This window comes from Rhizobium anhuiense, assembly GCF_003985145.1.
Classification (GTDB): Bacteria; Pseudomonadota; Alphaproteobacteria; order Rhizobiales; family Rhizobiaceae; genus Rhizobium; species Rhizobium anhuiense.
Window position 1 is genome coordinate 427,035 of record NZ_ML133521.1, and the last position, 13,652, is coordinate 440,686.

The window sequence follows — 13,652 nt, forward strand, 5'->3', positions numbered from 1 at the left end:
AACGCGTATCGCCACCCTCGCTCGCCCGGCGCAGCGGGATTCGAACGACTGGGACGAGCACTGCCAAAAAAGCATGCTGCAAATTTTTGAAATGACTTCAACGCCGGACTCGGCCGGGTGTCAAAAGGCGGGTTCGCGTCCTCGTTCCGGCGCCAATCAAGGCATCTGGAGCGGCGGATGCAAGAATGCAGGCATGGGCGTCTCACCGGCGCTCGTGGAGAGATATAGCCGTGCGGTGTCCAACGCTTCGCGAATAGTGACGTCCATGTCGAGATAGCGGTAGGTCCCGAGCCGGCCGACGAAGGTGACGGAAGCCTCCTGTAAGGCGCGCCTGACATATTGGCCAAGCTGCTGCTTTTCCTTTATCAGGCGGATCGGATAGTAGGGGATGTCGTCCGGACCGCAGGCCCTGGAAAATTCGCGATAACAGACCGAACCGGCATGATCTTCCCATGGGGAAAAATGCTTGTGTTCCGTCACCCGCGTATGGGGCACGGCGACATCCCCATAATTCATGACCGCGCAGCCCTGGTAGTCGCCCTCATAGGTAAAGCGCTCGAAATCCAGCGTGCGATATCCCAGACGGCCATATTCGTATTCGAAATAGCCGTCGAGCGGACCGGAATAGAATATGTGGTCAAAGCTCTTGCGCAGACCGCTATCGAAGCGCGTTTCCAGATGGACTGTTATATTTGTGTGATCGAGAATTCGCCCGATCATCTCGGTATAGCCGTGCTCCGGCATGCCCTGGTATTTGTGGAAGAAATAATTGTCGTCGTAGTTGAAACGGACTGGAAGCCGTTTCAGGATGGACGCCGGAAGCTCGGCCGGCGAACATCCCCATTGCTTCTGCGTATATCCCTTGAAGAAGGCATCATACAGGTCCTTGCCGACGAAGCGCAGCGCCTGATCCTCGAAGGTCTTCGGATCGCTTATGCTTTTGTCCGAGCAGCTGTCGATGAAAGCGCGCGCCTCGTCAGGCCTGAACACCTTGCCAAAAAACTGATTGATCGTGTGAAGGTTGATGGGCAGGGAATAGACCTGCCCGGAACTGGTCGTCTTGACCCGGTTCTTATAGGGCAGGAAATTCTGAAAGACATTCACATAGTCCCAGACGTCCTTGTCATCGGTGTGAAAAATGTGCGGCCCGTAGACATGAACCATGACGCCGGTCGCCGCGTCGCGCTCCGTGTGGCAATTTCCGGCAATATGGTTTCGCGTTTCGAAGACGTCGACCTCGTGACCTGCCTTGGCCAGTTCACGCCCGATGACTGCACCTGAAAGGCCCGCGCCGACGACGGCAATTTTTTCAATCCGCGGCATTGCCGATCAGCTCTTCCCGGTGGCGCTTATTGTCGAGGCGGTGAACCCTTCCGTCGCCAGGCGGCCGTCGTAGGGGAAAGGCGCATAATCGTGCCATTCGGCCAGCTTGTTGCGGTAAGCCTGCCTGTAAGCCCGATCGTCCGAAAACGCGATATTGTCCTGAACGAGTTCCATCCCGATGTCGTAATAAATGTCGAGGTTGCGCAAGTCCGGCACAGGTGTTTCACCGCCTTCGGATTCTGCTTGCATTTGCCAGAAAAGCGCCTCGAGGCGGGCGGCAAGAGCTGGAATGTCGCGCAACGTGCAGCTCTCCCGTTTTGCCTGCAAGGATTCCCTGATCGTTCTCAGGCTCTTGGGATCGTTTGCAAAGCCAATGGCTCTTTCGATGTAGCTCTGCGGCCCCGAGCAGATCAGTTCCGGGACGCCGGCGGCGGCAACGATGCTATGGCAGAAACGCGCGGCAAAGCTCTTGCCGGGGAATGTCAGGATAGGCAGTCCCATGGTGAGCGCGTCGGCTGCGGTGGAATGCGCTCCATAGGGAAATGTGTCGAGGAACAGGTCGGCGAGCGCGATGCGGGCGAGATGCTTCGCATTCGGCGCCTTGGGCGCGAAAATGAGCCGTTCCGGCGCGACACCGGCTTTCTCCGCTGCCTGGCGCAGGCGTTGATCCACATCGTCGTTTCCAGCGAGCAGCCAGAGCACGCTGCCGGTCGTCGCAAGAAGAATTTTCATCCAGTCGGCAAAGGTTTCCTGCGTGATTTTCTGCATGCCGTTGAAGCAGGCAAAAACGAAGGCGTCTTCCGGCAGTCCGGCTTCTGCTCGCGACGGCCTTTCGGCGATCACCCTCTTGCGATCGATCGGCTGGTTGCAGGCAATCCTGAGCACCTTTTCCGAATAATAGATCTCGTTCTCGGGCGGGATGATGTGTTCGTCGGCGATGATGTAGTGATGGAACGGGCTGGCCATGGTGCCGGGATAACCGCAAAAGTTGACCACCACAGGCGCTGGCCGGTAGGCAAAGATTTTCGTTCGTGCATGCTTGGTGTAGCCGTTGACATCGACAAGAATGTCGATGTCGTCGTCGGCGATCTGCCTTGCAGCGTCGGCATCGCTCAGCGCGGCAATATCGCGCCAACAATCAACGGCAGCTTTCATGCGTGCCTGGGTCGCATCCCCTGCAACCGGCTCGCCGCAATAATAGGCGTAGATTTCGAGGCTCTTCTTGTCATGCAGCTCCAGCACCTCTCTAAGCGCAAAACCGACCGCGTGGTCGCGCAGATCCGAGGAGACATAGCCGACGCGAAGGCGCTGGCCGGTTCCCGTCTTCTGCTTGGGCACCTTGCGTGAGAAGCCGCTGGTATCCGGACGTCCGACGAAGGCCTTGTTGTAGCGGTAGGCTTTGGCGAGCTGGAATAATGGATCATCGGAAAAGCAGGCGAGCGCCAGCGGCGACATGGAATCGAGCAGGTGACGCATGGAGACATGGTCCGACGGCACCAGCGTCGGCCACTTGCACTGGCGCTGGCGGAGCGCGCTCCAATGTTGCCCGGCTTCCGTCTTGTCGGGCCGCAGTTCCATCGCCTGCCACAATGCCGTTTCCGCGTCTTCCAGGAGGCCCGCGTTTTCCATGACGCGCCCGATGTGCTGAAGCGCCAGCAGGCGATGCAGCAGCCCGTCGGCTGTGCTCTCCGCAGTCATCTCCACGAAACTCTGCCATTGCAGAATGGCCTGCGTGGCAACGCCGCTGTCTTCCAACGCCCGTCCAAGATTGATGTGCGCCGGTCCAAAGCGCGGATTAAGTTTCAAGCAGGCGCGCAATGCGTGGATCGAGCCTGCCACGTCGCCCAACTGCCGCAGGGTGACCGAATAATTGAAATAGACGAGATGCAGGAAAGGATGAGTCTCGTTGAAGGCGATCCAGACTTTATAGACGTCTGCCGCCTCGAGTCTCTGCCCGACGGCGCTGCGACTTTCGGCGAACTGAAACAAGTCCGTGAATGAAAGGCGCTGAGTGCGCGCGAGCTCCAGGATCCCAGCCAGTGACGGAACGGGAATTGGCGCTGATGCATCATTGGTGACCATGGACATCCCACGAATTGACGGCCGGCATTGCTACCATTTGCGAAAGGCTAACGATAGCTAACGGCGATAGCTTGCTCTAAACATGTCGGGCAGACGCCTGTTGAAATCAGCGTGGGACTGCGACCCTTGCGATGGCCGAAATCCTTGCGCTGCTCGCTCGCGCTCCCGCCGTGCGATCAGGCATTCAGATAAACCGAAATGACTGCCGCTATCTGGTCCGAACTCAGATTGCCCATTTGGGTTTCCATGAGAGCATTCAGTTGCTCGCTCGACAGGCTCACAATATCGTCCGTGGACAATCCAGCCACACCGGTCGAGCTGAACGATGCGATATCGGCGGTCGAGAAGGTTGCCAGCTCCTCGGTGGTCAGTGCCGCGACTTGGGCCGAAGTCAGGCCGGTGACCTGGCTTGAGGTCAAAGCCTCCGCCTGATCTGTCGTCAAGGCGGCGATGGCTCTGGTGGTCAGTCCCGAAATCGCACTTGAACCCAAGGCGATGATGTCGTCGGTGGAGAAGAGAGCGAGGTCGTCCGTGTCCAGTGCGGCGAGCTGCACTGCATTCAGGGCACTGATCTGCGCCGTCGACAAGGCCGCGATTTGATCGGCGCTCATGGCCGCCACTTGCTTGTAACCCAGCGAGGCGACCTGGCTTTTTGTCAAAGCGGCGACCTGCTCGCTGGAAAGCGTGGCGACAACGGCTGTGGACAATCCCGATATGGCGCTCGAGCTGATCGCCACCAGTTCTTTTGTCGAGAAGCTTTCCAGATCCTCGGTGGTCAGGCCTGCGACGCCAGCCGAGCTCAATGCTGCAATCTGGGTGGTGGAAAGCGCTTCAACCTGTTCGATACTGAGGGCTGCGACCTGAACGCTGCTCAGACCGGCAATGCTTGCCGTGCCCAGGCCGGCAATTTGAGCCGTGGAGAGATTGGCGATAAAGTCGGTAGACAATCCCTGTATGGCAGCCGAGCTGATCGCTGCGATATCGGCTGTTGAGAAGGTTGCGAGGTCGTCGGTGGCGAGGCCCGCGATGCCGGCCGAACTCAACCCGGCAATCTGTGTGGTGGAAAGCACCTCAACCTGCTCGATGCTCAAAGCACCGACCTGCGCGCTGCTCAGACCGGCGACGCTGGCGGCGCTCAGAGCCGCGATCTGCGCGGTCGACAAGGCCGCGAGATCATCGGTCGTCAAGACGGCAACCTGTGTGGAACCAAGCGCGCCGACCTGAGCGGTGGTCAGGGCCTCCAGCTGATCGGTGCTCAAGGCCTCGATCTGTGCGGTGGAAAGGCCCGCAATGCCAGCCGTGCCCAGGGCCGCGATCTGACCCGTCGATAAGGCTGCGATGGTGGCCGTGCTCAAACCGGATATGGCAGTCGAGCTGATCGCCGCGATATCGGCGGTCGAGAAGGTCTCGAGATCGTCCGTTCCGAGCGCCGCAATCTGGGCTGAGCTCAGCACGGCAACCTGGCTCGTCGTCAAAGCCTTGGCCTGATCGGTGCTCAATGCGGCAATCTGCGCGGTCGCCAGGCCGGCGATGCCAGCCGTGCTCAGGGCCGCGATCTGGGCAGTCGACAGAGCCGCGATAACGGCCGTGGACAATCCCGATAGCGCGCTCGAACCGATCGCTGCGATATCGGCGGTCGAGAACGCCTCGAGATCGTCCGTTCCGAGCGCCGCGGTCTGCTTGGAGCTGAGAGCCCCGACCTGGGTCGTCGTCAAGGCCTCAACCTGACCTGTGCTGAGTGCTGCAATCTGCGCGCTGCTAAGACCTGTGATGCCGGCGGCACTCAGAGCCGCGATCTGCGCGGTCGACAGTCCCGCGATATCATCGGTACTCAAGGCAGCAACCTGCTTGGAACCAAGCGCGCCGACCTGAGCGGTCGTCAGGGCCTCAAGCTGGCCAGTGCTCAAGGCAACGATCTGCGCGGTGGAAAGGCCCGCAATGCCAGCCGTGCCCAGGGCCGCGATCTGGCCCGTCGAAAAGGCTGCTATCGTGTCTGCGGTCAATCCGGATATTGCGCTCGAACTGATCGCTGCGATATCGGCGGTCGAGAAGGTCTCGAGATCGTCCGTTCCGAGCGCCGCGATCTGGGTCGAGCTCAAGACTGCGACTTGCAGTGTCGTCAGGGCACTGGCCTGATCGGTACTCAATGCGGCAATCTGCGCGGCGCTCAGACCTGCGATGCCGGCCGTGCTGAGTGCCGCGATCTGCGCGGTCGTCAGTCCCGCGATATCAGCGGTCGCCAAGACAGCAACTTGCTTGGAACCAAGCGCGCCGACCTGAGCTGTGGTCAGGGCCTCCAGCTGATCGGTGCTCAAGGCCTCGATCTGCGCGGTGGAAAGGCCCGCAATGCCAGCCGTACCCAGAGCCGCGATCTGGTCCGTCGAAAAGGCTGCGATCGTGTCCGCGCTCAATCCCGAAATGGCACTCGAACTGATCGCCGCGATATCGGCAGTCGAGAAGGTCTCGAGATCGTCCGTTCCGAGCGCCGCAATCTGGGTCGAGCTCAGCACCGCAACCTGGGGCGTCGTCAGAGCCTCGGCCTGGTCCGTGCTCAATGCGGCAATCTGCGTGGTCGTCAGGCCGGCGATGCCGGTCGTGCTCAGCGCCGCAATCTGGGCGGTTGACAGGGCCGCGATATCATCCGTGCTCAGGGCGACAAGCTGCTTGGAGCTGAGAGCCCCGACCTGTGTCGTCGTCAGGGCCCCAACCTGACCTGTGTTGAGCGCAGCGATCTGCGTGGTGGTCAGACCCGCAATACCGGACGTGCTGAGCGCGGCAACTTGCGTGCTGGAAAGGGAAGCGACCGCAGCGGTGCTCAGGGCGGCGATCTGCGTCGAGTTGAGCACAGCAACCTGCTTGGTCAGCAAGTCGTCGATTTGCCCGGCGTCCAAGGCCGCGATCTGTTTGGTGGAAAGGCCGGCAATCCCGGCCGTGCTCAGGGCAGCGATCTGAGCACTGGACAGCGCGGCGATAACCGTCGTGGACAATCCGGTGATCGCACTCGAACCGATCGCCGCCATATCCTTGGTTGAGAAAGTCGCTATATCGTCCGTATCCAGGGCCGCAAGCTGCGTCGCACTCAGCGCCCCGACCTGGATCGTCGTCAATGCCTCGGCCTGTGCGGTGCTCAGGGCGGCGATCTGTTTGGTGGAAAGCTGTGCGATGCCGGATGTGCTCAGGGCCGCGATCTGATCTGTCGAGAGGACGGCTATGACAGCGGTGGGCAATCCCGCTATGGCGCTCGCACTGAAGGCGGCGATATCCTTGGTCGAGAACGTGGCTATGTCGTCGGCATCCAGCACAGCAAGCTGTGTCGAACTGAGGGCGCCGATCTGAGCGGTGGTCAAAGCGTCAAGCTGTGCTGTGCTCAAAGCGACGATCTGTTTGGTGGAAAGGCCCGCAATGCCTGACGTGCTCAGGGCCGCGACCTGATCCGTCGAGAGGGCCGCGATAACGGCGGTGGACAATCCCGATATGATACCCGAACTGATGGCCGCGATATCCTTGGTGGAGAACGTGGCTATGTCGTCCGGACTCAAAGCAGCGATTTGCTTGGAATTGAGAGCGCCGACCTGCGTGGTCGTCAAGGCCTCGGCCTGGGCGGTGCTCAGCGCCGCAATCTGTGTGGTGGAAAGGCCTGCGATGCCTGATGTGCTCAGGGCTGCGATCTGCTCAGTGGAGAGGGCGGCGAGAAGATCCGTACTCAAGGTGGCGACTTGCGTCGAACTCAGCGCTGCAATCTGCCTGGTGAGCAAGGCGTCGATCTGACCGGAATTCAGCGCATTGATCTGTTCGGTGGTCAGACCCGCAATGCCTGACGTGCTCAGGGCCGCGATTTGATCCGCCGAGAGGGCAGCCATAGCGGTCGTGGACAAGCCTGATACGGCGCTCGAGCCGATCGCCGCGATGTCCTTGGTCGAGAAAGCGGCCAGATCATCCGTCTGCAGGGCGGCTATCTGATTTGAGCTCAGCATGGCGACCTGCGTCGTCGTCAGGGCCTCCGCCTGTACAGTGGAAAGGGCGGCGATCTGCTCGGTGGTCAGACCCGCAATGCCGGATGCGCTCAGAGCGGCGACCTGCGCAGTGGAAAGGGCGGCGATGACATCGGTGCTCAAAACAGCCACCTGCGCTGAGCTGAGCACCCCAACCCGCGCGGTGGTCAAGGCGGCAATCTGCGACGTGCCGAGGGCGGCGATCTGGCTGGTGGTCAGCCCGGCGATCGCGGATGCACTCAAGACGGCGATCTGATCCGTCGAAAGCGCCGCTATGACAGCCGTGCTCAAGCCCGACATGCCTTTACTGGTGATCGCCGCGATATCGGCGGTCGAAAAAGTGGCGACGTCATTGGGTTCCAGAGCACCCACCTGGGTGGAGCTCAGCGCGGCGACCTGAGCCGTCGTCAATGCTTCTGCCTGCGCCGTGCTCAAGGCCTCGACCTGATCGGTTGTCAGACCCGCAATGCCGGATGTGCTCAGGGCGGCAATCTGTGCGGTGGAAAGGGAAGCGACGACATCCGTACCGAGGGTGGCGACTTGCGTTGAACTCAGCGCCGCAACCTGCTTGGTGAGCAGGGAATCAATTTGACCGGTGCTCAGCGCGTCGATCTGTTTGGTGGTCAGGCCTGTGACGCTGGCCGTGCTCAGTGCGGCGATCTGATCCGCCGAGAGGGCTGCTATGGCGGCCGTGCTCAAGCCCGATATGGCTTTGCTGCCGAGCGCCGCAATATCGGCAGTCGAGAATGCGGCGATATCGTTCGCATCCAGGGCCGCAAGCTGGGTCGAGCTCAACATGGCGACCTGCGTCGTCGTCAATGCCGCTGCCTGGGCCGTGCTCAGGGTGTCGATCTGTTCGGTGGTCAGACCCGCAATGCCGGCCGCGCTCAGGGCAGAGATCTGCGCAGTGGAAAGGGAAGCAACGGCGTCCTTGTCGAGAGCCGCCACTTGCGCCGAACTCAGTACCGCAACCCGCGCGGTCGTCAAGGCGGCAATTTGCGCCGGCTTCAGGGACGCGATCTGGCTGCTCGAAAGACCTGCAACCCCTGCTGCGCTCAGGGCAGCGATCTGATCCGTCGAGAGGGCTGCCGTGACGGCCGTGCTCAAGCCCGATATGGCTTTGCTGCCGATCGCCGCAATATCGGCGGTCGAGAAGGTCGCGATATCATCCGTCCCCAGGGCGGAATACTGTGTTGAACTCAGCGCTGCAGCCTGGGTCGTCGTCAATGCTTCCGCCTGCGTCGTGCTCAGGGCGGAGATCTGTTCGGTGGTCAAACCCGCCGTACCGGCGGCGCTGAGGGCCGCAACCTGCGCAGTGGAAAGGGATGCGACGACATTCGCCCCCAGGGCCGCGACTTGCGTTGAACTCAGCACCGCAACGCGAGCGGTGCTCAAGGCGGCAACCTGGCTGGTGTTCAGGGCTGCGATCTGGCTGGTCGTCAGGCCAGTAACCGCGCTCGCGCTGAGGGCCGCAACCTGTGCGGTGGAAAGCTCTGCGATCTGTTCTGCGCTCAAGCCCGATATGGCTTTACTGCTGATCGTCGCGATATCGGCGGTCGAGAAGGTGGCTATGTCATCCGTCCCAAGAGCGCCGAGCTGGGTTGAGCTGAGGACCGCGACCTGGGTCGTCGTCAGCGCGCCAGCCTGGCTGGTGCTCAAGGCGGCGATCTGGCTGGTCGTCAGGGCAACGACGGCGCTCGTGCTCAAGGCGGCGATCTGATCGGTCGAGAGTGCGGCAATGCCGTCTGGGCTCAAGCCGGCCATGGCCTTGCTGGTGATCGCCGCCATATCGGCGGTCGAGAATGTGGCCAAGTCGTCCGTTCCGAGCGCCGCAATCTGGGCGGAGCTCAGCACTTTCACCTGTGAGGCGGACAGTGCCTCGGCCTGCGCCGTGCTCAAGGCGGCGATCTGGTCGGAGGTCAGTCCCGTGACACCGGATGTGCTGAGGGCGGCAACCTGCGCGGTAGAAAGCACCGTGATGTCTTTGGTGTTCACGACCGCGATTTGCGACGCCTTGAGGGCGCCAACTTGTTCCGTCGTCAAGGCGGCAATCTGCGATGTGCCGAGCGCTGCGATCTGACTGGTCGTCAGGGCAACGACGGCGCTCGTGCCCAGAGCAGCGATCCGATCCGTCGAAAGCGCGGCAATGCCGGCCGTGCTCAAGCCGGTTACCGCTTTACTGGTGATCGCCGCCATATCTGCAGTCGAGAAGGTGGCCAAGTCGTCCGTTCCGAGCGCCGCGATCTGGGCGGCGCTGAGCGCCTTCACCTGTGAGGTGGTCAGTGCCTCGGCCTGCGCCGTGCTCAGGGCGACGATCTGATCGGAGGTGAGACCCGTGATGCCTGATGTGCTGAGGGCGGCAAGCTGCGTGGTGGACAGCGCCGCGATGTCGGCCGTGTCCAGGACCGCGATTTGCGATGCCTTGAGGGCGCCAAGCTGGGTCGTCGTCAAGGCGGCGACCTGCGATGGGCTCAAGGCGGCGATCTGACCGGTCGTCAGGGCAACGACAGCGCTCGTGTTCAGAGCAACAAGCTGTTCCGTCGAGAGGGCCTCGACCTGACTGGTCGCCAGACCCGCGATCGCGCTCGTGCTAAGGGCGGCGACCTGCGCGGTGGAAAGCGCCGCGATAAGGCCCGTGCTCAAGCCGGTGACCGCCTTGCCGGTAATTGCCGCGATATCGGCGGTCGAGAAGGTGGCTATGTCGTCCGTTCCGAGCGCCGCGATCTGGGTTGAGCTCAGCGCCTTCACCTGTGCGGCAGACAGGACCTCGGTCTGTGTCGTACTCAAGGCGACGATCTGGTCGGAGGTCAGCCCGGTGATGCCTGATGTGCTGAGGGCGGCAACCTGCGCGGTGGACAGGGATGCGACGATAGCCGTACCTAAAGCCGCAATCTGCCTGGAGCTCAAAACCGCGGCCTGGCTCGCCGTCAATGCTCCAGCCTGCGCCGTGCTCAAGGCGGCGATCTGCTCGCTCGTCAAGCCCGCAATGCCGGCCTTGCTCAGTGCCTCGATCTGGTCCGTCGAGAGGGAGGCGATCACGGCCGTGCTCAGGCCCGGCATGGCTTGACTGGTGATCGCCGCCATATCGGCGGTCGAGAAAGTGGCTATGTCGTCCGTTCCCAGGGCCGCGATCTGGGTCGAGCTCAAGGCTGCGACCTGGATCGTCGTCAATGCCTCGGCCTGTGCCGTGCTCAGGGCGGCGATCTGGCCGGACGTCAGACCCGCAATGCCTGATGTGCCGAGGGCGGCAACCTGCGCGGTGGAAAGCACCGTGATGTCGTTGGTGTCCATCACCGCGATTTGCAACGCCTTGAGGGCGCCGACCTGGGTCGTCGTCAAGGCGGCAATCTGCGCGGTGCTGAGGGCGACGATCTGGCTGGTCGACAGCTCAGTGATCGCGGCTTTGCTCATGGTGGCAACCTGCGCGGTGGAAAGCACCGTGATGTCGTTCGTGTCGAGGACCGCGATTTGCGATGCCTTGAGCGCGCCGACCTGGCTCGTCGTCAAGGCGGCAATCTGCGCGGTGCTGAGGGCGACGATCTGGCTGGTCGTCAGACCAGCGATCGCGCTCGTGCTCAGGGCAGCCACCTGTTCGGTGGAAAGGGCGGCGACAAGGCCCGTGCTCAAGCCCAATATGGCTTGACTGGTGATCGCCGCCATATCGGCGGTCGAGAAGGTGGCCAAGTCGTCTGTTCCCAGGGCCGCAATCTGGGTAGAGCTCAGCGCCTTTACCTGCGTGGCCGACAGTGCCTCGGCCTGTGCCGTGCTCAGGGCGGCGATCTGGTTGGTCGTCAAGCTCGCAACCGCACCTGTGCTGAGAGCAACAAGCTGGGCGGTGGAAAGCACCACAATGTCTTTCGTGCCCATGGCCGCGATTTGCGATGCCTTGAGGGCGCCGACCTGGGCCGTCGTCAAGGCGGCGACCTGCGATGTGCTCAGCGCCGCGATCTGGCTGGTGGTGAGCCCCGCGATCGCGCTCGCGCTCAAGGCAGAGATCTGATCCGTCGAGAGGGTTGCGATAGCGGCCGTGGACAGGCCCGATATGGCTTTGCTGGTGATCGCCGCGAGATCGGTGGTCGAGAAAGTCGCCACATCCGCGGCGCTTAAAGCGGCGAGCTGCAACGAACTGAGAGCACCCACCTGAGATGAGGTCAGGGCCTGTGCCTGATCTGTCGTCAATGCGCCAATCTGCGCGGTCGTGATTGCCGCAATTTGAAGCGAGCTCAGGCTTTCGATGTCAGTGCTGTTCAAGACAGCCAGTTGATCCACGGTCAAACCGACAATGGCACTTTGTGAAATGGCACTTAATTGCTGCGAGCTGAGAACATCGACATCTTCCGTGTCCAAAGCAGCGATTTGAGACGACGAAAGGGCGCTGATCTGCTTGGTGGTAAGCGAGGCCACATCTTCCGTCGTCCAGGCTGCAACCGTGGACGTTGCAAGAGACCTGATCTGACTGCTGGTAAGGGAGGAAACAATCGACGTCATATGTAAAAACTCTTGCGTTAGCCAATACAATAAAGTTCAGCGTTTCGAAGCCTGCACCGCCTGTTTGGCCGGGCTCTGAAAAGAACCAACGCTCTGAAAATTCACTGCCCAGCAAAGAGGAGTGTAATCAGATTGGCTTGCGCGAACCTGTAGTTGTCAAACTGATCGGTACCGGAATTGTGCGGTGAGCCGCCGCTCGATCCCGTCCCAGGGCCTGATTTGCAGGTCGATGTCACGCGTCGGTTCGAGAAGGTCGTTGGGGTGAGGCGGTCCGAACGGTTCGAAACCCAGTTTTTTGTAGACGGCAATCGCTCGTTCGTTGCCAGGATGAGGATCGGTTGCGATCACGGCGCCTTCTCATCAAAGAGAGCCTGCATTCTGGCGCCGATAAATGCTGATCCGTGCCCAACACCGATCGTATCGGGGTCGCCAATGTATTGGTCAATTCCCCGCGAAACCCTCGGGAAGTTTGGCAAAATGGTGATCTTCCCACCCATGGACTGTGTAGTCCTGCATGAACGCGAAGGGAAGTCCGAAGGATGAAACAATCCAGCGTGCTACCCGAGGATCAGCTCTTCATCGTATGGCTCATCCGAGTTCCACCATTCACGCAGATGAGGCTTTGATTGCCATTCCATGAGCAAATCGAGGTCGTTCAGTGTCGCTCTGCGAAAACTGTATTGATCGGGTGTCATCATGAGCTCAGTTTACCAGATCATCCGCCGGAGGGTATGGCAGCCGAATGCTGGACGATCTGAAAAACGTCACTTAAATCCGCTGCTCATTCGTTTCCGAACGAACTTAGCTTCTCCAGAAGCGCTTCCGAGATCTCGAACTGACGCGCCGTTCCACGACCCATAGAGTTCTTGACGATCGTCTCGGTCAACATTCCTCGCCTCACCAGAAGGTCCACCGTCTCCTTGACGCCGCTGCGCGTTAGGGCCGTGATTTCCATGATAGTGGAAAGAGTTAGCTTCTGGTGCGCTTGGTTCATGCTGTAGAGGACCGTCATCATGCCGACCTGCTTCAGCCTTGCCTGAGGCGTCTCGTCTTCCTGGGGGTGATCGAGGATCTCATGCAGGATAAGGCCTGAGAAAGCCAGATTACGCCACTGGGTTGCAATTGCTCTTGTCATGTCTTTTTACTGTGTTATATAAATCAGTATAAATCGCACTAGCACCACGCTACCTCTTCCGCAATGGGACGTCTTTGAAGGGTCGTGCTCATGAAAAACCTTCTGTTCAACACGGTTGTCGCGGCCTGCTGCATATTGCCACCCTATCTTAATTCACCAGGCAGGGCGCAAGCAAATGAGTGGGGTTGCGAGGTTATTCTGTGCCTTTCCAACCCCGGAGGCCCGACGCAGTTTGCAGAATGCCGCCCGCCGATCGAAAAGCTCTGGCGCGAGCTTGCCGAGGGGCATTCGTTCCCCACTTGCAGCGGCGCCACCTTCCACAGTTCCCGCCCGGGCTATGAGCCGTATTACTGCGAAAGCGGATACCGGCTGCAAAGCGATTATGGTCCGCGCGGGCAGGAAATAACCTGCGTGTCGATCGCCCTTCAGCCGGTGAGCGACGCGTTCTGCCCCGATCTCGGGGAGAGCAGCAGTTCCAGCAACAATTCGGTTTTGGCGCCGCGATGGCAGCTGGTCGATGGTCGGCGCCAATGCATGGGTTATCCGACCGCTCGCCCGATGGTGAGATCGCAGCCCCACTATGTCGACGTCACCATCGATGGGGTGGGCACGCAACGGGTCTGGTACTGAAC

General features: G+C 60.8%; 6 protein-coding genes. 1 reads left to right on the forward strand and 5 read right to left on the reverse strand.

Annotated elements, in window-relative coordinates; all coding sequences use genetic code 11:
* Positions 1-156: 156 nt before the first annotated feature.
* The 5 genes from EEQ99_RS02110 to EEQ99_RS02135 form a co-directional block, all read right to left on the reverse strand.
* Positions 157-1,323, reverse strand: a complete 1,167-nt coding sequence (locus tag EEQ99_RS02110) for a UDP-galactopyranose/dTDP-fucopyranose mutase family protein (protein WP_097595458.1) — start codon at positions 1,321-1,323, stop codon at positions 157-159.
* Between the two features lie 6 nt (positions 1,324-1,329).
* On the reverse strand, positions 1,330-3,405 hold the full coding sequence (locus EEQ99_RS02115; RefSeq protein ID WP_127429938.1) for an O-linked N-acetylglucosamine transferase, SPINDLY family protein: 2,076 nt from the start codon (positions 3,403-3,405) through the stop codon (positions 1,330-1,332).
* 176 nt (positions 3,406-3,581) lie between these two features.
* On the reverse strand, positions 3,582-11,885 hold the full coding sequence (locus EEQ99_RS02120) for a hypothetical protein (protein ID WP_127429939.1): 8,304 nt from the start codon (positions 11,883-11,885) through the stop codon (positions 3,582-3,584).
* Between the two features lie 156 nt (positions 11,886-12,041).
* Positions 12,042-12,233, reverse strand: a complete 192-nt coding sequence (locus tag EEQ99_RS35450) for an N-acetyltransferase (RefSeq protein WP_308422483.1) — start codon at positions 12,231-12,233, stop codon at positions 12,042-12,044.
* Between the two features lie 433 nt (positions 12,234-12,666).
* Entirely contained in the window at positions 12,667-13,020 is a 354-nt protein-coding gene (locus tag EEQ99_RS02135; RefSeq protein WP_127429940.1) for a MarR family transcriptional regulator, read from the reverse strand.
* A gap of 90 nt (positions 13,021-13,110) precedes the next feature.
* Here EEQ99_RS02135 and EEQ99_RS02140 point away from each other — a divergent pair, with 90 nt between their 5' ends.
* Positions 13,111-13,650, forward strand: a complete 540-nt coding sequence (locus tag EEQ99_RS02140) for a hypothetical protein (protein WP_097542455.1) — start codon at positions 13,111-13,113, stop codon at positions 13,648-13,650.
* Positions 13,651-13,652 lie beyond the last annotated feature (2 nt).

What these genes read in the sequence shown, in the direction of transcription:
- EEQ99_RS02115 (WP_127429938.1), bottom strand. Translation starts at nt 3,405, where the DNA reads ATGGTCACCAATGATGCATCAGCGCCAATTCCCGTTCCGTCACTGGCT.
- EEQ99_RS02110 (WP_097595458.1), bottom strand. Translation starts at nt 1,323, where the DNA reads ATGCCGCGGATTGAAAAAATTGCCGTCGTCGGCGCGGGCCTTTCAGGT.
- EEQ99_RS02140 (WP_097542455.1), top strand. Translation starts at nt 13,111, where the DNA reads ATGAAAAACCTTCTGTTCAACACGGTTGTCGCGGCCTGCTGCATATTG.
- EEQ99_RS02120 (WP_127429939.1), bottom strand. Translation starts at nt 11,885, where the DNA reads ATGACGTCGATTGTTTCCTCCCTTACCAGCAGTCAGATCAGGTCTCTT.
- EEQ99_RS02135 (WP_127429940.1), bottom strand. Translation starts at nt 13,020, where the DNA reads ATGACAAGAGCAATTGCAACCCAGTGGCGTAATCTGGCTTTCTCAGGC.